This window comes from Kistimonas scapharcae (genome assembly GCF_039540975.1).
Lineage (GTDB): Bacteria > Pseudomonadota > Gammaproteobacteria > Pseudomonadales > Endozoicomonadaceae > Kistimonas > Kistimonas scapharcae.
This window is the reverse complement of sequence record NZ_BAABFL010000472.1, coordinates 17,553-42,623: the sequence shown is the minus strand read 5'-3', so window position 1 is coordinate 42,623 and position 25,071 is coordinate 17,553. Positions and strand designations below refer to the sequence as shown.

The following is a 25,071-nucleotide window of genomic DNA, read 5'->3' as shown; positions in this document are numbered from 1 at the left end:
TCGTCAGGAATACGGACATCACTGATGACACCTCCCGATGTTTTTTCCCGGTGCCATTGTTACAATGGCACCGCTTCATCATGAAGCCTTACCCGGATGAAGGTAGCAGGAGAGCGGTGAATGGTTATTCAGAGCCATCACCCACCGAAGAAGTAAATCTTTCAGGTGTCTCCCCCGGCAAACAGCCCTTGCTGTATGCCGGATGACGTGGACTGCTACTGGACGGGCCTCTGGAGAGATCCGGTGCAAAACCGGACGCCGAAGGAGCAAAAACGGTTTTTTAGCAATACTTAAAAAAACCGTTTGAAACTCTCAGGCAAAAGGACAGGGGACAGGCTTACTTCCGCTTTCGGGACCGATGCGCTTACCGCCAGTACTGGTGGTGTCGTCTAATCTTGCGCCCTTCTGGAGTACAACCTGCTTCTCCTTCTGAAAAAACGCTGCAGTATCAGTTTTTGACGGAGGATTTACATGCTCGACGCGTTACATACGGTACTTGAAACCGTGGACGACTGGGTCTGGGGACCGCCCCTGCTCATTATTCTGGTGGGTACCGGTGTCTACTTCACCCTCAGGCTGGGTCTGTTGCAGATCCGTTACCTGCCACGTGCACTCGCCTTCCTGTTCACCCGGGACAACACCGGCGCCAAAGGCGATATTTCAAGCTTTGCCGCACTTTGCACCGCGTTGTCAGCCACTATCGGCACCGGTAACATCGTGGGTGTCGCTACCTCCATCAAGACCGGCGGACCGGGGGCACTGTTCTGGATGTGGCTCGCTGCCTTCTTTGGCATGGCGACCAAATACGCCGAATGCCTGCTGGCCGTGAAATACCGCCGTACCGATGCCAAGGGCCAGATGGCCGGCGGCCCCATGTATTACCTGGAAGACGGACTCGGGCAACGCTGGCTGGCTCGCCTGTTCGCGTTCTTTGGTGTTGCCGTCGCTTTTTTCGGCATCGGCACTTTTCCCCAGGTCAACGCCATCACCGATGCCGCCGCCCTCTCCTTCGGCATTCCGGTCAGCGTTTCAGCAACGGTATTAACGCTGCTGGTCGCCATGGTCATCCTGGGAGGTATCACCAGCATTGCCGCCGTAGCAACCCGGATAGTCCCGTTTATGGCCCTGCTCTATATCGGCGCCTGCCTCCTGGTGCTTGGCAATAACATCACTGCCTTGCCGGATGCCGTTGCGCTGGTGATTCGCAGTGCGTTCACACCAACAGCTGCGGCCGGCGGATTCCTGGGGGCAACGATCATGCTGGCCATCCAGTCGGGTATTGCCCGGGGGGTCTTTTCCAATGAGGCGGGGCTGGGTAGCGCTCCCATTGCCGCAGCGGCGGCAAAGACGCATTCACCCGCGAAACAGGGGATGGTCGCCATGACCGGCACCTTTTTCGATACCCTGATCATCTGCACCATGACCGGCCTGACACTGGTCATCACCGGTGCCTGGCAGGGCGAACAGGCAGGCGCTGCCATGACCAGCGAAGCCTTTGCAACGGGACTGTCTGCCTTTGCCGGCCAGTATGTGGTCACCATCGGCCTGGTCTTTTTTGCGTTCACCACCATCCTGGGCTGGAGCTACTACGGCGAGAAGTGTTTCACCTACCTGTTTGGCGTTCGTGGGGTGAGGATTTACCGTCTGATCTATATCCTGCTGGTTGGCGCCGGCGCCTTCCTGACGTTGGATATGATCTGGATTCTGGCGGATATCGTGAATGGTCTCATGGCCGTGCCTAATCTGATTGGATTGATCGGCCTCCGGCATGTCGTCATTGCAGAAACCCGTGTTTTCCTTGACGGGCTGCGGGACGAAAAAACGGTCTCAGACTGAGACAAGCCCATAAAAAAACACCGGCGCCTGCCGGTGTTTTTTTTCAGGGTAGGATCTACGGCCTTACCACATAAGGTCATCCGGAATCTGGTAGTCCGCATACGGATCATCTTCATCGACTTCCTTGCGGGTATTCAGCACCAATATGGCCGACTCGTCACGCTCTGCAATCTTTTCTGCAATACGGTAAGGCACCAGGTAATACTGGTCATCCAGACCGATAACTGCCAGCTGCCCATTGGCAATCCGATCCAGTTGCTTCTCAGAGATATACCACTTTTTGATCGTACCGCGATCATTGAAACGATAAGGTGTTTCACCTTCTTCTTTGGCGACCTGGTGATCACTCGCCAGCTGACGGATCTGAGCCTGGATCGCCTTGCGGGTGCGCTCCTCTTCCCGCTGACGATTCAGTTCACGGTCACGAGCCGCCTGCTCTTCACGGGTTTTCTGCGCTGCAGCTTTGTTGGCCGCAGAACCATCGTCCTTACCGGACTTGCGATCCTTTTTCTTCTGGGTACGGGCTTGCTGGTGCTGCTTTTTGCTGACCGCACCGGCTTTCAGCAACTGGTCTCGTAATGACAGGCTCATAACTCTCAATCAATACCAATGAACAATTGGTGCGATTATACCCTCACAACCCGCAATCGCACCCCCAGGGTTGTACAGAATGATACCTCTCTCTAACATGCCAGTTAGCGTTCATAACAAACTAGGATGTATACGTGAGTCAAACGCAATGGACATGGGATTTACCGTCACCCTTTATCATGACGGTGTCGGCCGGATTCGAACATACTGACCGCCTGGGTCACGTGAACAACACCGTGTACCTGCAATGGATGGAACAGGCTGCCTGGCTGCATATCACGGATCTCGGCGCCCCCTGGTTTGCCTGGCAGCAGGCTGATCGCGCCATGGCAACCGTCGACACCCATATTCACTATCACGCTGCGGCATCATCTGGTTCGCTACTGAAAGTCGGCACCTGGCTGACCAGGGCAAACCGTCTGCATGCCAGCCGCCACTTCCAGATTATCCGCACCAGCGATGGCGCCACGCTGGTTACCGCGGATATTGATTACACCTGTATTGCCATCTCCACCGGTAAACCAGCCCGCATGCCGGCTTTTATGGTTAACGCTCACCAAGCCGGAGTAACCCAGCCAGCAACGCCCTGACACTATTGACCGGTAAATTGAGGCTTCCGCTTTTCCAGGAATGCATTGACGGCTTCACTGTGATCCCGGGTGCCATGCAACGTCGCCTGCAGGCTGGCGGATGCAGCCAACAGTTCAGGCAATGGCATTGTCTGCCCCTGCTGCAGGAGTCGCTTGGTCGCTTTTAAGGCCAGCGGGGGATTCGCAGCGATTTCCTGTGCAATTGCATTGGCGCACGACATCAGTTCATCCCCACGAACCACTTCCGAAACCAGTCCCCAGCGACAGGCCGTTTCTGCATCAATCGATCGTCCGGTCAATGCCATCTCTGTCGCACGACTGATACCGATAACACGGGGTAAAAACCAGGCACCGCCATCCCCCGGAATCAGTCCCATGTTGATAAAGCTTTCCGCAAACAGTGCAGTGTCTGAGGCAATACGAATATCGCACATACAGGCAAGGTCACAGCCCGCACCGACGGCCGCACCATTGACTGCGGCAATAAGCGGCACTTCAACCTGCGACAAAGCCAGGGGAATGCGCTGAATGCCCTGTCGATAATTCTCCATCAATGCCTTTTCATCGCCAGCGAACATGCCCTGCTTATCTCGCATATCCTTGAGATTGCCACCGGAGCAGAAGGTGCTCCCTGTGGCTGTCAGGATCGCCACACGAATCGAATCGTCTTCATTCAATCGATGACAGGCTGACACCAGGGCCTCAACCATATCAGACTCAGAAATGGCATGACGCGTTTCAGGTCTGTTCAACGTAATCGTGGCAATGTGATCCTGCTGCTCAAACAACAGTATTGGCTGTTCTGGCATAGTCGTATTCCGCTTCAAATCAAAAGACAATGACTGCGTATTTATTATTCATTACATAATGGTTCGCATGATGGCAGAGATCCTTGCCTGCTGCATCCTACAATCTCCTTGGGATATGGCATCGGTAATCCCTGTTACGTCGATGTGCTCAGGCAGACCGTAGAATAGTAAAATGTAGTGCTATTTCCAAAACACCCTGGCAAGCATTCCTTCTTATCGGTAACAGCCACCCATTGCTTTTTCGACGTTCTGGCGATAGGGTGCGCGGGTTTAATCGCAAGGATCAGTTTGCCCGCCATGCAAGAGGCCAGCCTGGAAGCGTTACAGGTATTCATCTCCGTCATTCGGGAAGGCAGTTTTACCTCAGCGTCTCGCTATCTTGGCATCCCCGCCTCGACCGTCAGCCGCAAAATCAGTCAGCTTGAGAAATGCCTTGGCTGCCGTTTATTAATACGTTCCACCCGTCGTCTGCAATTGACGGAAACGGGTCAGCGCTATTTCCACCAATGCGCTGCGGGGCTTGACGCGATTGAAGCCGCTAACCGGGAATTGCAGCAATCCCTGGAAACACCGGAAGGCCTGTTACGCATTACCGCCCCCATCAACCTGGCCAGCAGTTTCCTGTCACCACATTTTGCAGATTTCAGTGTCGAGTGGCCGACCATCTGCCTTGATATTGACCTGACCAATGACTTCCCTTCCTTTCTGGATCAGTCGATTGATGTGGCCTTTGTGGGGGGAGAACTGCCCGATTCTGATCTGATCGCCAGACCCATCGGCCGTCTGCGTTATGGCCTGTATGCCAGCCACCACTATCTCAGGGAACGCAGCATGCCGGAGCATCCGGACCAGTTATCCCACCATGACCTGATCATGACCTGGCCGTTGAAAGAGTGGCGCCTGACTCACCCCGGAGGCGCCTTTATCCGCGTCCAGAAACCGCCACGCATCAACGTCAACGAGATGTTTACAGCGGTGATCGCTGCGGGGCGGGGACTCGGGATAGTGAATCTGCCCCATGCCTATGTTGCCATGCACAAGGACAAGGTTCCCCTCACCCCGCTACTACCGGAATGGGAAGGGGCATGCCGCACACTCAGTATGATCTATCACAGCCGTGAACATCTGCCGAGGCGCGTTCGCCTGTTTATGGATTTCATGCAGGAACGCCTGCACCCGGTACTGGGCGACAGGCACTCAGGCTATTCGGGTTAACAGGATTTGAACCAGCGGCACGGTCAACAGCGTCAAGAGTGTCCCTACCATAATCGCCCGTGCAGCCCCTTTGGTGTAAATCCCATACTGTTCAGCGATTACGTACACATTGGCGGCCGTCGGCAAGGCGGCCAGCAAGGTTCCCATACGCAGCCACTGCCCGCTGACACCCAGGTAGCGCAGGCAGACCAGCGTTAACAGTGGTTGCAGTATCAGTTTGGCACCACTGACGACCAACAGACTGGCCACTTCCCGTGAACCACCAGGCACTGGTAAAGGTTGCTCCGCCGATCGTCCAGCCAGCACCATTCCAATAGCAAACAGAGCCACGGGGCAGGTAGTATCAGCCAGCATATGCAGAAATCGACTGATTGGTACAGGGATCGACAACTGCATCCAACTGATCAAAAATCCGACAACCGTCGCCAATATAAAGGGATTCATAAGGACGCGAAAAACAATACGCCCGACCAATTGATGGATGCGATACCCCTGCGTGGCGTAATGCAGCTCAATCTTGGCCAGGGCTAACGCCAGCATGACATTTGACAGAACCGTGGTGATCACCGCAGCAATAATGGCATCCGGGGAATCAGGGAACAGCCCCAGCAACAAGGGAATACCGATATATCCCGTATTCGCAAACGACGCGGTATACGACTGTATGCCACTTTCTGCTATCGACCGTTTCAACAGGCAGTGAGCAAACAGAAAAACCCCGATATAGACGCCCATTGCCGCCAGAAGGTAGCCGATCATGAAGTCCCAGCGAAGAATCTGATTCACGGACGCTTCCCCAAGCCCCGTGATCAGCAGAGCGGGCACCGCGAAATAATAGACGTAACGATTCAATGCCGTATCACCACCGGATGGCAGCAATGAATAACGGGCAGCAATACCGCCGGACAGCATCATGGCAAAGACGGGAAACAGTGCACTCAGGAGAACAGCCAAAACGAATACCATCTCATCATCAGGAATCATCCGATCATAAGACGTCGCCAACCTGCAGAAAAAGCCGCGTTATCGCAAAGAATCCCGTCGATTATGCCATGAGCGTAATGAATACCCCGATACGACGGGATTGGACTATTCCGTTGATTATTCAGCAGCGTGCAGCAGCCGTTGCCAATACCCGACATCCAGCCTGCGGCCAAACTTGACGCCGACCTCCCGCAAATGCGCAACCTGCACAAAGCCCAGTCGTTCATGCAGTCGGACACTGGCCTCGTTTGGCAGTGACACGATACCGATCACCGTATGCATGGACATGGCCGACAGTCGTTCACACAGAGTCTCATAGAGCTGCACTCCCAAGCCACGGCCTGATGCCTCTTTTGCAATATAAACACTGACTTCACAGGCATAGCGGTAAGCAGACCGATCTTTCCAGACACTGGCATAGGCATAGCCCAGGACATGCCCTTCCTCCTCAATCACTAACCAGGGAAACTGGGTCTGTATGGCAATAATACGATCAAGCATGGCAGCCTCGGTGAGCACCTGCTCTTCAAAGGTTGCTGTACTTTCTTCAATATAATAATTATAAATCGCGCAGACACGGGCAGCGTCTTCCGGAACACAATCACGAATCATACTCTCTCCTCCCGTGACAGGTATGCATTCAAGGACTTAACAGGCAAACCTTCCATGCAATGGCAAACCCTCTCCGCAACCGTGACACCCGGCCATGGTGTTGCATCCGGGCAACACCCGGACCCGCGCTTTCCAGAAGGCTCCGTGAATCGGCAGTTCCCTCTGTTCGAAGAACTCGGCCTTAATTTATCGGGATTCTACCAAGGCACACTGAATCTCTCTATCACGCCAGCAGCTTACCGGATTGTTACACCATATCGTTGTTTTCGCGGTGTTAAATGGTGTGACGCCATGCCACCGGAAGACTTCTCCTTTTTCCGATGCAAAGTCGGTACTCACACGGATCATCTGGCCGATGGCTACGTCTACTACCCGCATCCGGAAACCAAGCCAGACCATTTCCAGTCACCGGATATTCTGGAAATCATTACCCAGCCTCTGCCTGGTATAAAATATGGCTCAGCGATGATACTGCAGCTGAATCCCGGGGAGATCAGTGTCCTGTAACCAATCACTCATGCGAATGGCTGCACATGCTGTGCAAGATCCCCCTTTTCCAGTCGCTCAAGCAACTCATCCCCCAAACGCTGGCTTTCCCGAATCACGGTTTGCCAGTACTGGATGCGCTGCTGGTCATCCATGCGGACAAAATCTTTCCGGTCAGGAATTTTTCCATACGGCAACTGACTGACAAATGCCGGTGATGGCGCCACCATGACAACATTCCGGTAATTGTGCGCAGAGGGTTTGCGCCATTTTAGTGATTTGTCGAACCAGCCAGGTATCGCCCGGTCATAGAAATGCGGATAAAACACCAGCCCGTTACCCTCGTTAAATGGCAGGTCAAAATGGTAATCCGTGACACCGCCATCACGGTAGACACCGGGACCTGCACCGTGAATGTCACGCACCCCGGACAAGACCAGCGGGATAGAGCCTGACGCCACTATGGCATCCTCAATATTTTCTGCACTGATAGGCACCCGACGTGTCGGCAAGTCATTCAACGCCCAGAATGGCGGACGGGTATCCGGGTGATGAAACAAGACGCGCGTAAAAAAACGACCAAGATGGCGTCGGGACAAGGCATTTCCTGCAGCGCCCATCAAGAGTCCTGCCGCCTGCAGGTGGCGCTGTTCGTGGGCTGCCAACCCATGGCACTGGGTTGTGATGAGATTCAACTTAACCCAGGGATTAGCCACAATCTCGTTGGCTCCATTGTCTGCCAGCATCGCTTTGACAAGCTCACGACACTTCCGGGTGATTTCCTCAGCCGTTGCATGTTTTGAATACCGCTGGTACAGGTAACCCTGTTCAAAGCGTTCATGAGCCGATAATGGATCAGCCTGGGCAAGACAGGAAAACCGCCAGCAACCGGCAGAAGTGCCTAATAAGTGCAGTGGCTCTTCCCGGATCGGCAGAAGATGGGTCATGATGGCTTTGTCGAGTCCCGTCAGAACAAACCATTTAGGACCACCGGAAGCACCTGCCATGACCTCAACATCATGGAAAGAAAAACCATCGTTGCGTATTTTGCGAAGTGCGTCATCACCGGCACGGATGACGAGAGAGGAAGCTTTAGCCATGCATTTCTGAATAATTGTATTGAGCTGGCGATTGTTACAGATCGACACCAGAAAAAAAGCAGCAATAGGTGTCAATGGGTAGTTCATCGGTAACAGACACGCAAACGGTGTCTGTTACCAGACCACGACGATCAGAGGCCTTGTTCTTTTACGTAGGCATCCAGTTCGGTGAAACCACCAATATAATCCTGACCATGGAAAATCTGGGGAACAGTCTCTACCGGACGGCCAACCGTTTTTTCAAGGTCTTCTTTGGAGATACCTTCTTCATAAATATCAACATATTTGTAAGGCAGGCTTTTCTGCTCACAAAGCTCTTTCGCGCGGACACAAAAACCGCAACCAGGGCGACCAAAGATAGTAAACCGTTTCATGAAGTGCCTCAAAACTGTTAACACTGCAGGGACTGCCCTGCAGGCGGGGATACCCATTTTCTGCGCACCAGTATGCAACCAACCGCTACGAAAAAACAATTGCTTATTACAATCACGCACATAGATTGCCTGTATCGTATAAACCCTGCTCCCGCTCGCTGCCTATCAGCCGTTTAGCGTCAGAACCTCCCTATACTGAGGGTTATATCTCACCTTTGAGTTCACCAGTGGCGGGCAGAATACAGTAATGAAACAGATACTACTTATCGGTGCAGGGAAGATCGGCGCCATGATCAGTGAACTACTGGCCGGACAGGGCGGTTATGAGATCACGGTCGCCGACAGCCAGACGGCCGGGTTCGACCAGCTGCCGAAATACCCGGCTATCCATCCACTGCAGCTGGATGTCTACGATCATGGGGCACTCTCCGAGGCGCTCAAGGGTAAGTATGCCGTCATTTCTGCCGGACCGTACCATCTGAGTGCGATCATTGCAGAAGCCGCACTCAAACACCGCTGTCATTATCTTGACCTGACGGAAGATGTCGCCAATACGCGTCTGGTCAAGGCTTTGGCAGAAAATGCAGAAAGCGCCTTCATTCCACAGTGTGGTCTCGCGCCGGGTTTCATCTCAATTATTACGCATCACCTGGCCAGCCAGTTTGACCGCCTGGATAATGTCCATATGCGGGTTGGCGCACTGCCGACTTACCCATCCAACGGGCTCAAATATAATTTAACCTGGTCCACCGAAGGGCTGCTCAATGAATACAGCCAGCCCTGTGAAGCCATCGTTGAAGGCGAGCTGAAAGAGGTGCACCCCCTGGAGCAACTGGAACACTTTTCCCTTGATGGCATTAACTACGAAGCGTTCAATACATCCGGAGGGCTCGGCACCCTCTGCGAAACCCTGCACGGCAAGGTCCGTAACCTTAACTACCGTACCGTGCGCTATCCTGGTCACCGGGATGCCATGAAACTGCTGTTGAACGATCTTCGCCTGAAAGAGCGTCGTGATTTGCTCAAGGAGATTATGGAAGATGCTCTGCCCATCACACTGCAGGATGTGGTGCTCGTCTTTGTAACGGTCAGTGGCGAGATCAACAACCGTCTCGTTCAGGAGACCTGGACCCGAAAACTCTACGGCCAAAAGATCGGCGACCGTTTCTGGAGCGCCATCCAGACGACAACAGCCTCCAGCATCTGTGCCATGCTGGACTTACTTGCCGAGGGACGTTTACCCCAGAAAGGGCTGATCAGGCAGGAAGATACCAACTTCGAGGATTTTATAAACAACCGGTTCGGCCAGGTTTACTTGGGTTGTGAGAAGGTACTCAGTCAATCCCCCCTGCCGGGAGAACGGCTTGAAGCGTTTCGAACACAGAACTGAACGCACTCATTGCATTGGCGTTTTCATGGAAAATTGATTGAACGGGTCAAGAACCGTGTGTCCCGGCAACCGGGACACACTATACCCTGCTTATCCCTTATAGAGCTTCGGGTTCATCACATCACGTAACCAGTCACCCAGAATATTGATCACCATCACCAGCACAATCAACACCAGACCGGGAATAACGGTAATCCACCAGGAACCGGAGAAGATATATTCAAACCCACTGGAGATCAGTGAACCAAGCGATGGCTGGGAAACCGGCATCCCCAGCCCCAGGAACGAAAGCGCCGCCTCACTAATAATCGCATTGGCAATCTGAACAGTTGAGATCACCAAAATAGGCGACAGTGTATTTGGCAGGATATGGCGGAACATGATACGTCCGGAGCCGAATCCCATCACGCGTGCAGCCTCAACATACTCCTTTTTCTTTTCCGCCAATACGGAAGCCCTGACCGTACGGGCGTACTGCGGCCATTCCGCAATACCAATCACCAGGATCAGCATCACCATGGCCAGCTTGCTATAGAGCTCCGTACCAAAAGAGGCCTGGAACACCGCCAGCACAATAATGGCGACCATCATGGTCGAAAAGGAGAGCTGGATATCGGCTACCCGCATCAGGAAGCTATCGACCCGGCCACCCACATACCCCGCCGTCAGGCCAATCACCACGCCCAGGAACGCCTGCAGTAACACCGCACACAGGCCAATGGTAATGGAGATACGCATGCCATAGAGAATTGTGCTGTACAGGTCACGTCCCTGCGCATCGGTGCCCAGAAGGAACCGCTCATCACCCGCCTCATCCCAAATCGGCGGAATTTCTGAATCCATGATATCAATGGTGGAGATATCATAGGGATTAGTCGGCGCCAGCACGGGCGCCAGCAACGCTGCCGCCACCATCAGGGCAAAAATAGCCGCACACACCATCGCTACCCGATCGCGGGTAAAGCTGTACCAAAAAGTCGACTGACGAAAACGCTGCCAGCGGGATAAGGGAGCCGTTTCCTGGTCAGCAGCCGTCTGGCTGGCAATCATCGCATCGCTCATTGGCTGCTCCTTGTCAGTTTGACGGTTGGGTTAATCAAGCCGTAGATCAGGTCTACCAGGGTATTGACGATGACAAAGATCGCACCCACCACAATCAGGTAAGCGACAATCAAGGGTGTATCAACACGGTTGACCGCTTCCAGGAACAGAAAACCCATGCCCGGCCACTGGAATACGGCTTCTGTCAGGATGGTATAGGCAACCATGGTTCCGATCTGCACACCACCGACCGTGATGACTGGCAACATAGTGTTTTTCAGCGCGTGCAGGAAATAGATACGCGCTTTCTTCAGGCCTTTCGCCGTCGCAAACTTCACATACTCGGTGTGAAGTGCCTCTACCATTTCAGAGCGGATCAAGCGAATAAACAACGGCAGCATGATACTGGCCAGCGAAATGCACGGGAGAATCAGATGTAACAGCCCATCACGGGTGAGGTAACCGGACTCCCAGCCACCAAACACCGGCACCACATCACCACGACCATAGGACGGCAACCAGCCCAGTTCGATGGAAAACAGGTAAATACAGAAAATGGCGGTCAGGAAAACGGGCACAGAAATGCCCAGCAGACTGAAACCGAGAATGCCGCGGGTCAACCAGCTATTGGGTTTTATGGCACAGTAAACACCCGCAGGAATGGACAACAGGATAATGATCAGCGAGGCGCCGAATACCAGCTCAAGGGTAGCGGGCATCTTGCCAAGAATCACGTCCAGGGCCGGCTCCTTAAAGAAATAGGAGGTGCCCAGATCCCCTTGAACCGCTTTGACCAAGAAACGGCCATATTGCACCAGGAAGGGGTCATTCAGCCCCATCTCTTCGCGCAGCGCTTCACGCTCCGCTTCAGAAACCGCCTGGCCGACAAGCTCCCGCAACGGATCCCCCAGGTTATCCTGGATAGAAAAACTGATGATGCTGATCACAAACATCACTATGAGCGCCTGAATCAGGCGTCGGGCAAGAAATGCAAGCATGGAACCATCACTTATCTGTCAGGGTTCGGATGGCATAGACGCCACAGCGCATGCCTCCAGAAGGTCAGCCTGACTGCCTGCCACACCAGCAGGCAGCCAGTCACCTATTACTCTTCGATGACCAGGTCACCCAGGTAAGGGAAGTTCATCACGTTCACAACATCGGCTGCCTTCACCTTATTACCGGCACCCCAGGCCAGGTTCTGCCAGTGCAGTGGCACAAATGCCGCTTCGTCATACAGGGTACGCTCCACTTTCTGCAGCAAATCAGCCCGCTTGGCAGGGTCGGTTTCACTGCTGGCATCACGCACCATGCTGTCAACCAGCTTGTTGCAGTAGTTGCCACTGTTGTACTGCCCCCAGCCGGAATCAGCATCCGCACACGCGGTCAGGTACTCGGTGAAGTTGGCGGAGTCTTCAGTATCGGCATGCCAGCCAATCATCATGATGTCTGCAGCACGCTCATCAAATTCCGGCCAATATTGCGCCTTGGGCATGGTTTTCAGATCAACTTTGATGTTGATCTTCGCCAGCATACTGGCAACCGCCTGGGCAATCTTGTCGTCGTTGATGTAACGATTATTGGGCGCCATCATGGTGATGGTGAAGCCATCCTCATAACCAGCTTCCTTCATCAGAGCCTTGGCTTTCTTCAGGTCATAGCGCGGCTTGAGGTCTTCCTGGTAACCGGCATAGCCCTTGGGTCCCTGCTGTCCGGCGGCGGTGGCAAAGCCCTTCATGATTTTCTTGACAATGCCTTCATTGTTAATGGCATGCACAACTGCCTGACGCACCCGCTTGTCCTGAAAGGCTTCGACACGCTCCTGGTTCAACTGCAGGGTGATAATGCGGGTTCCCGGAAGGGTCACCAACTGTGTATTGTCGCTTTTCTTGATGCGTTCATGATCGGTAGGTGAAACCGGAAAGATGAAGTCCACATCACCGGAGAGCAGTGCCGCCACCCGGGTCGGGTCTTCCTTGATGGGGGTCATCACGATTTCATCAACATTACCAGGAGATTGCTTATCCCAGTAATCGTCAAACCGCTCAAAGTTAACCCGCACCCCCTGCTGGCGATAGGACACGACAAAAGGACCGGTGCCGGACACCATTTTTGAAGCAAACGTGTCCGAATGCTTTTTCAGCAGGTCCTTGGGCTGCCCCTTTTCATCGCTTCCGGTATAAAAGGCACTGTCCATCGGGAAGATATAGGTGGCTGCGTTGAGCACCAGCGGGTAGGGCTTTTCTGTCACGAGGTCAAAGGTCAGATCATCAATCACGTTCACCGCTGTGAAAGGTCCAAATACCCCTTTAAAGTCAGGGCTGGACTTCAAGCGATCGAAGGTCCATTTAACATCGTTAGCGGTCAGCGTATTGCCTGAGTGGAATTTCACCCCTTTACGTAAATGGAATCGCATGGTGCGGTCATCCACACGCGCCCACTTCTCGGCCAGCCGCGCCTCAAACTCCAGGTTCTGATCCCAGCGCACCAGGGGATCAAACACCATATGGGACATCTGCAATGTGCCACCGGAGAGCTGCTCATGGGGATCCAGCGATACAGGATCAGCGTCGTACGCCATCTTCAGGGTGGCGGCATTCGACCCCATCGTCAGTGACAGCGCCAGCATGGCGCCAGCCAGTTTTTTCACGGTTGTTTTCATTATTCCCCCGTTTTTTACGGATTGTTGTGTGTTGTTATTGCCTTGCTCTGTTTTTTTTCTTATCCAGCTACTGCCTGGCTGCCATTGCCCTGCATAACGGCAATGCTGGATTCAATCTCCAATCCATCCCGGGATAGCCCGTCAACATGCGGCATCAACCTGATCAGGTTGCGGGTATAGTCATGGGAAGGATGACTGAACAGTGTCTCGGTGTCGTTCACCTCAAGCAACGTGCCATGGCGCATAACACCAATGCGGTCACACATCTGCCGAATCACCGGAAGGTCGTGACTGATGAACAGCATGGTCAGACCCAGTTCATCCTGCAGGTCACGCAGCAGGTTGAGGATCTGGGCCTGCACCGACACATCCAGCGCTGATGTCGGCTCATCACAAATCAGAAAGCGCGGCCGGGTCGCCAATGCCCGGGCAATAGAGATTCGCTGGCGCTGGCCGCCGGAAAACTCATGGGGATATTTCACGCCCGCTTTGCTGCCAAGCCCGACATGGTCCAACAGATCCGCCACGATCTTGCGCGTCTGCTGTTCCGACTCCGCCAGACCATGAAAACGGATCGGTTCAGCAATGATATCGTTGATAACCATCCGGGCATTCAAGCTGGAATAGGGATTCTGGAACACCATCTGAATGTCACGCCGGAAAGGCTTGCGGGCTTTTTCACTCAGCTTCGTCAGGTCAGTGCCGGCGTAGTTCACCGATCCGGAATCTGCTGGATACAGACCCGCAATCACCCTGGCTATCGTTGACTTACCTGAACCGGACTCGCCCACCAGACCAAAGGTTTCCCCTTCACGGATACTGAAGCTGACATCGTTGGACGCCTGCACATATTGACGATTCTTTTCCAGAAACGCGGACCGGGTTTCAAACCGAAGACTCACATGCTGTACATCCAGCAACACATCATCAGGCAACCTGGCCTTGTCCTGCCCTGCCGGTAACGCTTCGCGCTGCCCTAACCAATGGTTTTTGACATCAATGGAACGGGTCTGAACCTTCTCGATATATTCCACCCTCGGAAAACGGCGCAGCCGGATGTCACTCCGGGGCACGGCGCTGATCAGGCTTTTGGTATAGGCGTGAGAAGGTGTCTGCAGGATTTGCATGGTTGGCCCAACCTCAACCATCTCCCCCATGTACATGACGGCTACCCTGTCGGTCACATTGGCAATCACGCCCATGTCATGGGTTACCAGCAGGCAACCCACCTGCAGCTCCTTACAGAGTTTGCGAATCAGGTTGAGAATCTGGTCCTGTATCGAGACGTCCAGCGCCGTGGTGGGTTCATCTGCAATAATCAGCTCTGGTTCACCGGACAAGGCAATGGCGATGACCACCCGCTGACGCATACCGCCGGAAAACTGGTGAGGATATTGCTTAATACGGACATGGGGCTCCGGAATACCCACCGACTCCAGCAGTTCAATCGCACGACGGTAGGCCTCTTCCTGGCTCACTTCAAGGTTGGCCAGAATGGTTTCCACCAGCTGGGTTTCTATGGTGAGCAGGGGATTGAGCGAGGTCATTGGATCCTGAAAGATAAATCCAATGCGTCGACCACGAATCTTGCGGATCGCTTCCCCATGCAAACCGCTGATATCCTGTCCATCCAGCGCCACACGACCACCGGCGACCCGTCCTGGCGGACTTAACAAATCAATGATGGCATTACCGATGGTGGATTTCCCCGCACCGGATTCTCCGACCAGCCCCAGGATTTCACCTTTTTCCACGGTAAACGACACATCCTGTACGGCAACCGCTGTACCGTGTCGCGACGGAAATTCGATACGCAAATCCTTCACGTCAAGCAAAGACATGCATTCCCCCTGGTGCTCATTGTTTTTTATTTCGAAATTAGTTATGAGCAGGCGACCGGTCCGGTGACAATACAAAAAAACAGGCTAAATCGGCCGACAGACAGCCAGAAAAAAGATCAGAGACAGGACCAGTCGCATACTTCTCTCTTGGACTGGAACCCGAATATAACAGGATGTAATGCGTAGTCAAACGAATGGTAATAGGTATAACTACCTATCGAGACCAGAAGTCAGGATTTCCATCTGAAGGAATAATTCACAAAAAACACATTAAGTCAGAAATTTCTGCGCCAACTGTTACAGGATCTGAATGATTACACTAACTGCCCGACCACCTCAAAGTGGTTATTATGAGGGCGAAAAGCTGGCAGTTAGGGAGCAAAAAGTACCATTATCCCTATTCTTTAATTAGCGGTCGCAGTCTGGCCAACTCACCTTAAGCCGCGGTCACAACCGATTCCACTGTTTTTTCCTGATACGGTCACGAAACACTCTCCTATTTCCCGACTCAAATCATCCAGACCAAAATACACCAGATCCACATTATTAAGTGGTGTTGCATCTGGGCGCCGATGCAGATGATCCCAAATGACATTGCGCAAAAACACTGCGCCAATAAACCAATCCAACAACATCAGTGATCGTGCCAAATTCCAGACAACGCATTCGCAGGTTGCCCTGACGGATTAACCATGCCATCTGCTGCTCCCAATCCGGCATGCAGCCCCCTTGGTACGCACAAAAAAGCCGCAGGTATCATCAGACACCTGCGGCTATTGTTCAATCATCCTGCCAGCATAGCAGATTAGGCAGAACGCTCCTGGACGGGCACCGGTGCCAGGGCTCCACCAAAACAGCGGATGGCAATCTTACGGCAATACTGCATGTAAACTCCATAAGGCCGAGCCAGGAATACCAGGCCGCCGATCTGACCGATACATGCTGTCACAATCTGGGAGACGGATGCTCCGGTGCTGGCCACCAGCACGATGTAAACCGGAATCTGGAACAATACGAATGCCACAACATCCAGAAACAGACGGCGGAAAAAACCACCGGCTTCCACACGCCCTACCTGCAACAGCCAGTCACGGAATACACCATAAGGACGTGCGATAGCAGCGTTCACTGGAATACTCAGCAAACGGGATTGCAACGACTGCTCAAAACTCAGACCCGACAGGCCAATTTCAATGGCCATGCCGGCAACCATGAAAAAGGTAATCATGGCAAAAGTATCTGCCAACGTTTCCCGCCGCTTGGTAGTCATCACATTCACCCTGCGAAAAAAAGCCATAACGCCCGGCCCCTGAGACCGGAATCCCTTTCACAAAATTTGTTGTCAATATTGCCCGAACGGGCACGCCAGAAATGGCCTGTCGTAGAAGGAGCCACCACAGTGAGGAACTGCAGTGTGTATTTCATACTTCTTGATGACGCGGGCACTGTAACGCCGCACTAGGCACTTCGCAATAGAGGAAATTGGCAGCAGTGTAAATGATTACCTTAAAAAACATGCCTAGTGTTTTACTCATATTCTCCTTTTTTGTTTTATCGATTCGTCTATTTTTTTGATTTTATTTAGCGGTTACAACTAACCCTGAAAAGTCAAAATCGTCACATCCCCACACGCCATGATCGAAATCAAGCGTGTATCCATGCCTACACTGCTAGAATATCGCGCACCAGAGTACAGACAGGTTTAATAACGGGTTAACACCACCCGCCAATTCAGCCCAGCTTCCGGAATCAGCCATGACAACCTCACCTTTTCAACAACGGATCACGACCACTCTGGACGCTGTTCGTCTACAACGCCCCCTGGTGCATAACATCACCAACAAGGTGGTCATGAATTTCACCGCCAACGGATTGCTGGCCCTGGGCGCTTCTCCGATCATGGCTGATGCCATCGAAGAAACCGCTGACATGGTCGACCTGGCCAACGCACTGGTGATCAATATCGGCACACCCAGCGACCGTACCGGTATGGTTATGCAATGTGCGGTCAGTCATGCCCATAACACGGGCAAACCCTGGGTACTGGATCCCGTAGGCGCCGCAGCCACCCGCTTTCGTCTGGACACGGCGCGCCTGATGCTGGAATATCGCCCCAATGTGGTGCGCGCCAATGCGTCTGAAATCCAGGCGCTGTATACCGGTGAGCTTGGCGGCAAAGGCGTCGACAGTACGGAAACACCTGAAGCTGTTGAATCCCTGGCCATGACGGCTGCCCGTGACTGGCAAACCACCATCGCCATCACCGGCGCCACCGACCTGATCACCGACGGTTACAAGCAAGTCCGCCTGCACAATGGCCACCCGATGATGGCACGTGTCACCGGTACAGGCTGTCTGGCCACGGCCCTGACCGGCGCATTCCTCGCCGTAGAAGGTGACGGACTGACGGCTGTCACGGCCGCCCTTGCGTTACTGGGTATTGCGGGAGAGCGTGCTGCCGCGGAGGTCGCCGGTCCCGGCTCACTGCATGGCAAACTACTGGACGAACTGTATCTTCTGACCCCAGACATAATGAACCAGCATCTCAAATTGGAAGAGCAATAATGCCGTTACCTGAAACACTCCGCCGGATTCCCCACCCACCGGTTGCCTGGTTGTTCAAACCGTTGCATGCCATCCCATGGTCGCTGCGAAACCGGCCACTGGCACAGGCACTGAATCACACCTTTCGCGAACCATTGTCTGACGGCGATTTCGATTGTCTGGAAGACCACTGGCTGCAGTTGTCTGTGACAGATTTCGGACTGGATTTCTACCTGACGGTCATTGATGAAAAGATCGTACTGGGCTCACCGCGACCCTGCGATGTCACTATTCGCGGTAACAGCACCGCCTTTCTGGCGCTAGCGTCACGCCGGGAAGACCCTGATACGCTGTTTTTCCAGCGACGACTGGTGATTGAAGGCAATACGGAACTGGGGCTGGCTATCAAGAACATGCTCGACAGCATTGACCTTGACCAGCTTCCCCAGCTGGTTAGGCAACTGCTTCAGACCAGTGACCGCCTGGTAGCACTGGCCAGCTAACGACCGTAACAGCACCTTGTCAGGACAAGGTGCTGTTCATCCCCGCTAGACAAAACCAGTAACCGTTACATTGATCAACGGACTGCAGCGGTAACTGCTCCGACGATTCGGAGGTCATGGATTCGCGGAGTTTCTGCACCAGCTCCCCGGTACCGGTTTCTCTTGGGGAAATACGCATGGCGTCCACGCCAATCTCTGCCATATTTTGCCATTGCGGCAACAAGTTACTGCACAGGCCTGACTGGGTCTGTATACCATTCAGGGTAAACAAACGCTCCCCTTCCTGGCTGAAGACAGCCAACCCGTCCGGATGATCAAGACAACGGAACTGACAGTCGTCCTTGGGCAGGTCATACGCCCTGGCAGTAAAACAGCGGGCTGACCAAGCCAGCGGCAGATAGCCATAACTAAAGACTTCCGTTGTGAATTTTTCCCTGATACCCAATGCATCGGACTGGGCAAGAATGGCAGTCAACGCCTCACCGGACAACTCAACCGGCATCACCCAACGCTGCATACCGGCATTAACCATCTCACGCAGCGTATAGGCGTTATAAATATTGATTGCGGGCCCCGCCACAAAGGGTACGCAGGCCTCAGAAAGCAGCTGTATTGCCCCGACATCGTTGGCCTCAACCAGAAACTCGCCATTACCGCAGATTTTTCGCAGTGACGCGAGTTCCGACGCCGCTTCCAACAACGTCAGTGTCGAAAGCACCACCTCCTTCCCTGCCACCTTCAAATTGCGGGCAATCGTCAACCAGTCATCCAGACGCAGTTCGCGACGCTTGGCACAGACCGTTTCCCCCAGGTAGATACGATCCACCGGCCAGTCTTCTGCTTCGCGGTAAAAATCCAGTACGTCCTGCTTTTTCCAGAAAGCCAGTACCGGCCCCAATGTAATTTCCATGACAGATCCTTGACCGTGTGATTGAAGGGGCATTACTGCCAGGCTCGCTGATAGGCACCCAGTGTTGTCTGACTACCTTCTGACAGATGAGCGAGTGATCGCATCCACTCATCCCTGGGCTGATAGCCGCCGGGGTTATGCCGATAACTGTCCAGCGCCTCACGCCAGACACGGGTCACTTCAGCGGTATAGGCGGGACTGCGCTGACGGCCTTCAATCTTCACGGCAGAAACACCCATTCGGGTCAATTCCGGGATTAACGACAGTGTATTCAGGCTCGTGGGCGTTTCCAGTGCATGACAGGTCTTGCCCTGCACCGAAAAGCGTCCTTTGCAAAGGGTGGGATAGCCGGCATTTTCACCGTCCTGGTAACGGTCAATAAGGACATCATTCAACCGTGACTCCAGACCTGCTGGCGTTTCTGACCAGCGTACAAAGCGTGCAGGTGAGCAGGCCCCGACTGTATTGGGCGATTCCGCCGTCAGGTAAGATGACAGGTAGCAACGCCCCTCCGACATGATACATAAGCTACCGAAAGCAAAGACTTCCAGCTCAACAGGGCTCTTCTCCGCCAGTGCCGCCACCTGCTTGACTGAAAGCACCCTGGGCAATACGGCGCGCTTGATACCGAATCGCTGCTGATAAAACGACAGGCTGGCAAGGTTGGTGGACGACGCCTGTACTGACAGATGCAACCCAAGATCCGGGTGGCGATCCCGTGCATAGGAGAGCACCCCCATGTCGGCTGCAATCACAGCATGCACATTCAAATCCGCCGCCATATCAACGGCACGTTGCCAGCGCGACCAGCCAGCAGGTTGCGGATAAGTATTGATGGCCACCAGGATCTTCACCCCTTTCATCCTGGCGTAGTCAAGCGCCTTGACGGCCTTGCTTTCATTGAAATTCAATCCGGCAAAGTGACGGGCATTGGTGTCGTCACGAAAACCGATGTAAACCGCATCCGCACCGTTATCAACGGCCGCCTTGAGGGCCGGCAGACTACCGGCAGGGCAAACCAGCTCCATGTTTCACTCCATTCTTCTTAAGCGAAGCATGGTAGCGGGCTATCCCGGCAGAAACCTTGATCCCCATCAAGCACTGGGAATCCAAACACTGACAACCAAAAGAGTGGCATATCAATTGCTTAAGCTTTGATAACGGAATCTGCGCGCTGTAACAAGAGGAAACAAAGAGGAACATAACGGCTACACCAATACGCCGCATCCGCGATTAAAGTCAAAGAAACGTACCGAAAGAGAGAGCAAGGAGCCAACCATGGGATCAAGAAAGCTATTCAACGTCGACGAACTTTCCGGCCGTCTAGCGGAACATGTCATGGCATCCACAGAAAGCCGTACATGGCGTGAGAGCCTGATGCAGGAAGGCATCTTCGAACACACAGAAATCGGCCAGCTGAGCGAACGGGAGCTGGCATTGATTCAACGCACATTGCTCACCACCCGTTTCAGAACCATGAGTGAAGATCAACTGCTTCAGGCCATGCAACAATACAGACTGCCCTGGCGAGTTGATCTCGACACCGAATACTCTGCAGCAGCCGTCGCTTATTGAGCGACGGCCGTCTTCAGGACTGACTCCAAAGGAAAGGTCTCGATTTCTGAATAACGCGCACCTTCGGGTGACAGGTCACTACGAATCAAGACAATATCCTTGACGGTCAAATGGAAACCCGGCAGGCGCCAGACAGACATGGAGAGACGGTGCGTATCCGCCGGGAATCTTGCCAAAGTGACATGCGGTCTGAAGTGGCGGGACTGACTCGGGATACCCGCAGCAACGGCCAGTTCGTCACATAATGTGTAAAGCCTTTCCATCACTTTGCCCGAGTGCACCATCAGCGCCATGACGCGCGGAAGATTTGTGGAAGGAAAGTAGTTGACCTCTCCGGTCATGCAACGAAAGCCGTCGACATCCTGCAGGGCTTCATGAAGCCCATGGGAGATCTGCTGTAACTGATCTTCCGTACAACTGCCGAGAAAGCGCAGTGTCAGATGATAATCCTGTGGTGCCACCCAGCGCAGCGTCTCGACCAGATCCTCACCAACATGGTGACGGGCCTTTTTATAGAGTGCTGCAGAAACATCCAGAGGCAAACGGTAGGCAATAAACGCCCGTACCTTGCCGGAATTCCCTGCTTTCATATCGTAAACCGCCTGATCGGATCAGCCGCCCCAGTGCTAACGGGCTATCAATAACAGCTGATACACATTTATAGTTTTTTGCCTGCAGACCAGCCCTGAACCATTGACGTAAAGTTACTGCTGATGCACATGCCAACTCTCTGCCAGTGCATAAAAAAAACGTCGATTGACTTTCAGTCCACCATTTATCGCTTCTGCAGGCCATGGATATATCCATTCTGGCATTTTAAAGCGCACAAGGCGCAACGCAAGTCCTGAACGTAAACAATTCAAATTATCATCCGGGATATTGCTGTCAACAAAGGCTACTGGCCGCTGTCCAAATTCCCGGTCAGAAACCGGCACCACAATAGCCTGACGAACACCAGGCAGCGCCAGCAACGCTTTCTCAATCTCTTCCGGCTGAATATTTTCTCCGCCAGAAATAAACATGCTGTCTCGTCTTCCGGTCACTACCAACTGCCCGTCATCAGTAAAAAAACCGAGATCCCCCGTAGCGAACCAGCCCTCATCAAGGGGCAGATCACATTGTCCACCACATTGGTAATACCCTTTGAAGAGCACCTCTCCGCGAACCTGAATTTCTCCCTGCTGACTGATTCTGACCTGTCGATACGGTAAGGACTGCCCCGAGGTTAACCGCTGATCATCAAGAAAAAACGGCGTGCCTGTACAAACTTGTGAGCTGGATTCGGTCAGCCCATAACTGGTCAGAATACGAACACCCTGCGTGTTGACGTCCGCAACCAGATCAGACGATACATAACCACCACCCATTAAAATGACCTTGACCGATGTATCTTGAAGCGATACCTGATCAGTCTGCAACAGTCGATACAACTGAGTATTCACCAGTGACAGGTGTGTCACCGGAAAATGGCTCAATGCCTGCCCCGCTACCATATCCGGTGCCAGCACAATGGCTGCACCCGCCAAAAGACAGCGGATGACTATCGCATAGCCCCCGACATGAAAAAGGGGTAATGACAGCAGCCATGCATCATGGCCATCCAATGGAATCTGCGCCTGCGACCCTACGGCACTGTAGTAATGGTTTCGATAGCAATGGCCGGCCGCCTTTGCCTTTCCGGAACTGCCTGATGTCAAAATAAGATCACACAAACCTTCAGCATCTAATCCTATTTCCTGCATCCCGGCTGGTGAATGATTCGGCGTAATAGCGGAAGAATCCAGCAGCGTGATTCTGACAACGCCAGACACGGAAAGTCCCTGCAAAGCCTCACGCTCTTCAACATAAAAGGCATCGCAATCCATCAACTTAATGAATTCTTCAAGCTGAGCAGCAGGGAAACGTGGATTTAACGGACAAAAGACGATACCTGATCTCAAACAGGCTAATAGCAACCTTAGCATGGTAAGACTGTTACCACTCACGACAGCAAGATGGCTACCTGTCTGCAGGCCTGCCGTTATCAATTGGCGTTGAATATCAACGACCTGATAATCCAACTCAGAAAAGGTGATACGGCTCTTTTCAAACCAGACTGCCACGGCATCCGGTGACAGAATCGCCTGATGCCTCAATGGGCAGCGGTGTAACGCCATACTTCCTCCAACATAGGATCCTGCTGACTAAAGGCCGTTAGCAGTAAACCTTCAAATCGTTCGACTGATGACGTACAAAAAGCACTGATCGTATCCAACCCTGGTAACTCATTCGGCGTTTCATTCTGTGCCAGACAAGCCAACTGCCTGATTCCGAGCGGACTTTCATAAGAGGCACTGACAATCACACGAAGACTCGCCGACCTTGCCTTCCGGATGAGCTCATGCGCTTTTACCAATCCCCCTGCCAGCATGGGCTTGATCACTACAGCCACCAACCCGGGAAACAATGAAAAGTCCCCGTCAGGCATCTGAAGAGACTCATCCAGCGCCAGCGGAAAATGGGTCAAATCACCCAGCTCAGGCAATCGCTGATAATCCGCCAGGGGCTCTTCCAGAAAAGCAATGCGCTCAGCATTGACTGAACGACAAAATCGCGCCGCATCGGCAAATGCCCATTGTCGGTTAGCATCCAGGCGAATTCGCAACAATGGTGAACCTTGTTCACATAACGTATTCACCACGGCAATGTCATCATCCAGCCTTGCCCTTCCAACTTTCACTTTCATCTCGGAATCGTTTGGCAAACGGGCAAACTGCGCCAGAACTTCATCAGGTGTCCCCATCAACAAAGGACAAACAGCGGGCGTCGTCGGTACGGCATAGAACCGTCCGGCAAGATTCAAGGCCGCACCTTCCACAGCACATGCCACAGAGGAAAACAGCATTCGATCAGTACAACAACCAGCTCCCGATTGAATAATAGAATCCAGACAATCTGGCTGACTGAGCAACACGCTAATCGCACCCTTTAACTGCCTGAAGGCATCATCGAGCGATTCATAGCTGAATCCCGGTAGCGGCGAACACTCGCCAAAGCCTAACTGTCCGTTTCTGGCGTTAAGCTGGAGAATCAACCCTTGTCGTGTTTCAAGTCGATGCCCCTTTAAGGACAAAGGCTGCCGAAGTGGCAGCCGAAAACGGTAGATCGTTGCCGATTCAAGCAGCATCAGGGGTTACGGCCAAACTTACTGAAATCCGGCGCCCGTTTCTCCACAAAGGCATTCCGCCCCTCCTGCCCTTCTTCCGACATATAGAAGAGCATCGTCGCATTACCGGCCAGCTCCTGCAGGCCCGCCTGACCATCACAATCCGCATTCAAGGCCGCTTTCAGGCAACGTAATGCCATGGGGGAATTTTGCAGCATTTCCCGGCACCACTGAACCGTTTCGAGCTCCAGTTGCTCCAGCGGCACCACGGTATTCACCAATCCCATGTCGAGGGCTGCCTGCGCATCATACTGCCGGCACAGGAACCAGATTTCGCGGGCTTTTTTCTGACCCACCAACCGCGCCATGTAGCTGGCGCCATACCCACCATCAAAGGAGCCTACCTTGGGCCCCGTCTGACCAAAGACGGCATTCTCTGCAGCAATGGTCAGATCACAGAGCATGTGCAGCACATGCCCACCACCAATGGCATAGCCTGCCACCATCGCCACTACCGGCTTGGGACAGGTTCTGATCTGGCGCTGCAGATCGAGAACATTCAGATGATGTACACCCTGATCATCACGGTAACCGGAGTCACCGCGCACCTTCTGGTCACCACCGGAACAGAATGCCTTACCACCAGCCCCTGTCAGGATGATGACGCCAATCTCACTGTCATAACGGGCATCGGACAGAGCCTTAGACATTTCCATCACTGTCAGGGGACGAAAAGCGTTATGCACCCGGGGCCGGTTAATCATGATGCGGGCGATACCTTCCGCCTTGTGGTAGAGAATATCTTCATAACCGTCAGAGCAGTCCTGCCAGTCAAGGGCCGGTTTGATTAGTACGTCATTCAT

General features: G+C 53.3%; 26 protein-coding genes and 1 riboswitch. Of the genes, 8 read left to right on the top strand and 18 right to left on the bottom strand.

Annotated features, from left to right (window positions below):
- Positions 1–220: 220 nt before the first annotated feature.
- Positions 221–338: riboswitch (glycine riboswitch) on the top strand.
- Between the two features lie 133 nt (positions 339–471).
- Complete coding sequence (locus ABD892_RS23995; protein ID WP_345198787.1) at positions 472–1,836, top strand: alanine/glycine:cation symporter family protein; 1,365 nt, start codon at positions 472–474, stop codon at positions 1,834–1,836.
- 63 nt (positions 1,837–1,899) lie between these two features.
- On the opposite strand, the gene ABD892_RS23990 is transcribed toward ABD892_RS23995, so the two are convergent.
- Positions 1,900–2,427, bottom strand: coding sequence for a DUF2058 domain-containing protein (locus ABD892_RS23990; RefSeq protein WP_345198785.1), 528 nt, complete (start codon positions 2,425–2,427; stop codon positions 1,900–1,902).
- A 134-nt stretch (positions 2,428–2,561) separates the two neighbouring features.
- Between ABD892_RS23990 and ABD892_RS23985 the strand changes: the two genes are divergently transcribed.
- Positions 2,562–3,017: an acyl-CoA thioesterase gene (locus tag ABD892_RS23985; protein WP_345198783.1), complete on the top strand. Its 456-nt coding sequence runs from the start codon at positions 2,562–2,564 to the stop codon at positions 3,015–3,017.
- 2 nt (positions 3,018–3,019) lie between these two features.
- Here the strand turns inward: ABD892_RS23985 and ABD892_RS23980 are convergent, their stop codons facing one another.
- Complete coding sequence (locus tag ABD892_RS23980) at positions 3,020–3,826, bottom strand: crotonase/enoyl-CoA hydratase family protein (RefSeq protein WP_345198782.1); 807 nt, start codon at positions 3,824–3,826, stop codon at positions 3,020–3,022.
- Between the two features lie 297 nt (positions 3,827–4,123).
- Here ABD892_RS23980 and ABD892_RS23975 point away from each other — a divergent pair, with 297 nt between their 5' ends.
- Positions 4,124–5,041 (top strand): LysR family transcriptional regulator, encoded by a 918-nt coding sequence (locus ABD892_RS23975; RefSeq protein WP_345198781.1) that lies wholly within the window; start codon positions 4,124–4,126, stop codon positions 5,039–5,041.
- Here the strand turns inward: ABD892_RS23975 and ABD892_RS23970 are convergent.
- Positions 5,024–5,995: an AEC family transporter gene (locus tag ABD892_RS23970; protein WP_345198780.1), complete on the bottom strand. Its 972-nt coding sequence runs from the start codon at positions 5,993–5,995 to the stop codon at positions 5,024–5,026. The two genes, ABD892_RS23975 and ABD892_RS23970, sit on opposite strands and share 18 nt — an antisense overlap.
- Before the next feature lie 147 nt (positions 5,996–6,142).
- Complete coding sequence (locus ABD892_RS23965; protein ID WP_345198779.1) at positions 6,143–6,637, bottom strand: GNAT family N-acetyltransferase; 495 nt, start codon at positions 6,635–6,637, stop codon at positions 6,143–6,145.
- A gap of 54 nt (positions 6,638–6,691) precedes the next feature.
- Between ABD892_RS23965 and ABD892_RS23960 the strand changes: the two genes are divergently transcribed.
- Entirely contained in the window at positions 6,692–7,144 is a 453-nt protein-coding gene (locus ABD892_RS23960) for a hypothetical protein (protein WP_345198778.1), read from the top strand.
- An 8-nt stretch (positions 7,145–7,152) separates the two neighbouring features.
- On the opposite strand, the gene ABD892_RS23955 is transcribed toward ABD892_RS23960, so the two are convergent.
- Positions 7,153–8,223 (bottom strand): patatin-like phospholipase domain-containing protein, encoded by a 1,071-nt coding sequence (locus tag ABD892_RS23955; RefSeq protein WP_345198777.1) that lies wholly within the window; start codon positions 8,221–8,223, stop codon positions 7,153–7,155.
- 131 nt (positions 8,224–8,354) lie between these two features.
- Positions 8,355–8,597 (bottom strand): GrxA family glutaredoxin, encoded by a 243-nt coding sequence (locus tag ABD892_RS23950; RefSeq protein WP_345198803.1) that lies wholly within the window; start codon positions 8,595–8,597, stop codon positions 8,355–8,357.
- A gap of 247 nt (positions 8,598–8,844) precedes the next feature.
- Between ABD892_RS23950 and ABD892_RS23945 the strand changes: the two genes are divergently transcribed.
- On the top strand, positions 8,845–9,987 hold the full coding sequence (locus tag ABD892_RS23945) for a saccharopine dehydrogenase family protein (RefSeq protein ID WP_345198776.1): 1,143 nt from the start codon (positions 8,845–8,847) through the stop codon (positions 9,985–9,987).
- A 90-nt stretch (positions 9,988–10,077) separates the two neighbouring features.
- On the opposite strand, the gene ABD892_RS23940 is transcribed toward ABD892_RS23945, so the two are convergent.
- From ABD892_RS23940 to alaE, 6 genes are all read right to left on the bottom strand, one after another.
- Positions 10,078–11,049 carry an ABC transporter permease gene (locus ABD892_RS23940; RefSeq protein ID WP_345198775.1) on the bottom strand — a complete coding sequence of 324 codons (972 nt, stop codon included), beginning with the start codon at positions 11,047–11,049 and terminating at the stop codon, positions 10,078–10,080.
- Positions 11,046–12,026, bottom strand: coding sequence for an ABC transporter permease (locus ABD892_RS23935; protein ID WP_345198774.1), 981 nt, complete (start codon positions 12,024–12,026; stop codon positions 11,046–11,048). The genes ABD892_RS23940 and ABD892_RS23935 overlap by 4 nt, the downstream gene beginning before the upstream one ends.
- 107 nt (positions 12,027–12,133) lie before the next feature.
- On the bottom strand, positions 12,134–13,690 hold the full coding sequence (locus ABD892_RS23930; RefSeq protein ID WP_345198773.1) for an ABC transporter substrate-binding protein: 1,557 nt from the start codon (positions 13,688–13,690) through the stop codon (positions 12,134–12,136).
- A gap of 59 nt (positions 13,691–13,749) precedes the next feature.
- Entirely contained in the window at positions 13,750–15,531 is a 1,782-nt protein-coding gene (locus ABD892_RS23925) for a dipeptide ABC transporter ATP-binding protein (protein WP_345198772.1), read from the bottom strand.
- Between the two features lie 431 nt (positions 15,532–15,962).
- Complete coding sequence (locus ABD892_RS23920) at positions 15,963–16,166, bottom strand: nucleotidyltransferase family protein (RefSeq protein WP_345198801.1); 204 nt, start codon at positions 16,164–16,166, stop codon at positions 15,963–15,965.
- A gap of 170 nt (positions 16,167–16,336) precedes the next feature.
- Positions 16,337–16,801 (bottom strand): L-alanine exporter AlaE, encoded by a 465-nt coding sequence (alaE, locus tag ABD892_RS23915; protein ID WP_345198771.1) that lies wholly within the window; start codon positions 16,799–16,801, stop codon positions 16,337–16,339.
- Between the two features lie 485 nt (positions 16,802–17,286).
- On the opposite strand from alaE, the gene thiM reads away from it, so the two are divergent.
- Together thiM and ubiT are read left to right on the top strand one after the other, a co-directional pair.
- Positions 17,287–18,096: a hydroxyethylthiazole kinase gene (gene thiM, locus ABD892_RS23910; RefSeq protein WP_345198770.1), complete on the top strand. Its 810-nt coding sequence runs from the start codon at positions 17,287–17,289 to the stop codon at positions 18,094–18,096.
- Positions 18,096–18,578 carry a ubiquinone anaerobic biosynthesis accessory factor UbiT gene (ubiT, locus tag ABD892_RS23905; protein WP_345198769.1) on the top strand — a complete coding sequence of 161 codons (483 nt, stop codon included), beginning with the start codon at positions 18,096–18,098 and terminating at the stop codon, positions 18,576–18,578. The genes thiM and ubiT overlap by 1 nt, the downstream gene beginning before the upstream one ends.
- Before the next feature lie 19 nt (positions 18,579–18,597).
- Here ubiT and ABD892_RS23900 read toward each other — a convergent pair whose 3' ends face one another.
- Positions 18,598–19,488, bottom strand: a complete 891-nt coding sequence (locus ABD892_RS23900) for a U32 family peptidase (protein ID WP_345198768.1) — start codon at positions 19,486–19,488, stop codon at positions 18,598–18,600.
- Positions 19,489–19,520: 32 nt separating this feature from the next.
- Positions 19,521–20,516: a ubiquinone anaerobic biosynthesis protein UbiU gene (gene ubiU / locus ABD892_RS23895; RefSeq protein ID WP_345198767.1), complete on the bottom strand. Its 996-nt coding sequence runs from the start codon at positions 20,514–20,516 to the stop codon at positions 19,521–19,523.
- Between the two features lie 250 nt (positions 20,517–20,766).
- Here ubiU and ABD892_RS23890 point away from each other — a divergent pair, with 250 nt between their 5' ends.
- Positions 20,767–21,063, top strand: a complete 297-nt coding sequence (locus tag ABD892_RS23890; RefSeq protein ID WP_345198766.1) for a hypothetical protein — start codon at positions 20,767–20,769, stop codon at positions 21,061–21,063.
- Here ABD892_RS23890 and thpR read toward each other — a convergent pair.
- The 4 genes from thpR to menB form a co-directional block, all read right to left on the bottom strand.
- The gene (gene thpR, locus ABD892_RS23885; RefSeq protein ID WP_345198765.1) at positions 21,057–21,653 is read right to left on the bottom strand and encodes an RNA 2',3'-cyclic phosphodiesterase; all 597 of its coding nucleotides are present in this window, start codon (positions 21,651–21,653) and stop codon (positions 21,057–21,059) included. The genes ABD892_RS23890 and thpR overlap by 7 nt on opposite strands.
- 114 nt (positions 21,654–21,767) lie before the next feature.
- A complete protein-coding gene (gene menE / locus ABD892_RS23880; RefSeq protein ID WP_345198764.1) occupies positions 21,768–23,219 on the bottom strand; it encodes an o-succinylbenzoate--CoA ligase in 1,452 nt (483 codons plus the stop codon).
- Positions 23,195–24,229, bottom strand: a complete 1,035-nt coding sequence (menC, locus tag ABD892_RS23875; RefSeq protein ID WP_345198763.1) for an o-succinylbenzoate synthase — start codon at positions 24,227–24,229, stop codon at positions 23,195–23,197. The genes menE and menC overlap by 25 nt, the downstream gene beginning before the upstream one ends.
- Positions 24,229–25,071 (bottom strand): 1,4-dihydroxy-2-naphthoyl-CoA synthase, encoded by an 843-nt coding sequence (gene menB / locus ABD892_RS23870; RefSeq protein ID WP_345198762.1) that lies wholly within the window; start codon positions 25,069–25,071, stop codon positions 24,229–24,231. Before menB ends, menC begins: the two co-directional genes overlap by 1 nt.

Bases quoted from the DNA above. Each gene is read 5' to 3' on its own strand.
- ABD892_RS23940 (WP_345198775.1), bottom strand. From the start codon at position 11,049: ATGAGCGATGCGATGATTGCCAGCCAGACGGCTGCTGACCAGGAAACG.
- thiM (WP_345198770.1), top strand. From the start codon at position 17,287: ATGACAACCTCACCTTTTCAACAACGGATCACGACCACTCTGGACGCT.
- ABD892_RS23995 (WP_345198787.1), top strand. From the start codon at position 472: ATGCTCGACGCGTTACATACGGTACTTGAAACCGTGGACGACTGGGTC.
- ABD892_RS23920 (WP_345198801.1), bottom strand. From the start codon at position 16,166: ATGTTGTTGGATTGGTTTATTGGCGCAGTGTTTTTGCGCAATGTCATT.
- menC (WP_345198763.1), bottom strand. From the start codon at position 24,229: ATGCTGCTTGAATCGGCAACGATCTACCGTTTTCGGCTGCCACTTCGG.
- ABD892_RS23930 (WP_345198773.1), bottom strand. From the start codon at position 13,690: ATGAAAACAACCGTGAAAAAACTGGCTGGCGCCATGCTGGCGCTGTCA.
- ubiU (WP_345198767.1), bottom strand. From the start codon at position 20,516: ATGGAGCTGGTTTGCCCTGCCGGTAGTCTGCCGGCCCTCAAGGCGGCC.
- alaE (WP_345198771.1), bottom strand. From the start codon at position 16,801: ATGACTACCAAGCGGCGGGAAACGTTGGCAGATACTTTTGCCATGATT.
- ubiT (WP_345198769.1), top strand. From the start codon at position 18,096: ATGCCGTTACCTGAAACACTCCGCCGGATTCCCCACCCACCGGTTGCC.
- ABD892_RS23890 (WP_345198766.1), top strand. From the start codon at position 20,767: ATGGGATCAAGAAAGCTATTCAACGTCGACGAACTTTCCGGCCGTCTA.
- menE (WP_345198764.1), bottom strand. From the start codon at position 23,219: ATGGCGTTACACCGCTGCCCATTGAGGCATCAGGCGATTCTGTCACCG.
- ABD892_RS23950 (WP_345198803.1), bottom strand. From the start codon at position 8,597: ATGAAACGGTTTACTATCTTTGGTCGCCCTGGTTGCGGTTTTTGTGTC.
- ABD892_RS23960 (WP_345198778.1), top strand. From the start codon at position 6,692: ATGCAATGGCAAACCCTCTCCGCAACCGTGACACCCGGCCATGGTGTT.
- ABD892_RS23965 (WP_345198779.1), bottom strand. From the start codon at position 6,637: ATGATTCGTGATTGTGTTCCGGAAGACGCTGCCCGTGTCTGCGCGATT.
- ABD892_RS23900 (WP_345198768.1), bottom strand. From the start codon at position 19,488: ATGGAAATTACATTGGGGCCGGTACTGGCTTTCTGGAAAAAGCAGGAC.
- ABD892_RS23935 (WP_345198774.1), bottom strand. From the start codon at position 12,026: ATGCTTGCATTTCTTGCCCGACGCCTGATTCAGGCGCTCATAGTGATG.
- ABD892_RS23955 (WP_345198777.1), bottom strand. From the start codon at position 8,223: ATGGCTAAAGCTTCCTCTCTCGTCATCCGTGCCGGTGATGACGCACTT.
- ABD892_RS23980 (WP_345198782.1), bottom strand. From the start codon at position 3,826: ATGCCAGAACAGCCAATACTGTTGTTTGAGCAGCAGGATCACATTGCC.
- thpR (WP_345198765.1), bottom strand. From the start codon at position 21,653: ATGAAAGCAGGGAATTCCGGCAAGGTACGGGCGTTTATTGCCTACCGT.
- ABD892_RS23925 (WP_345198772.1), bottom strand. From the start codon at position 15,531: ATGTCTTTGCTTGACGTGAAGGATTTGCGTATCGAATTTCCGTCGCGA.
- ABD892_RS23975 (WP_345198781.1), top strand. From the start codon at position 4,124: ATGCAAGAGGCCAGCCTGGAAGCGTTACAGGTATTCATCTCCGTCATT.
- menB (WP_345198762.1), bottom strand. From the start codon at position 25,071: ATGAATGACGTACTAATCAAACCGGCCCTTGACTGGCAGGACTGCTCT.
- ABD892_RS23990 (WP_345198785.1), bottom strand. From the start codon at position 2,427: ATGAGCCTGTCATTACGAGACCAGTTGCTGAAAGCCGGTGCGGTCAGC.
- ABD892_RS23945 (WP_345198776.1), top strand. From the start codon at position 8,845: ATGAAACAGATACTACTTATCGGTGCAGGGAAGATCGGCGCCATGATC.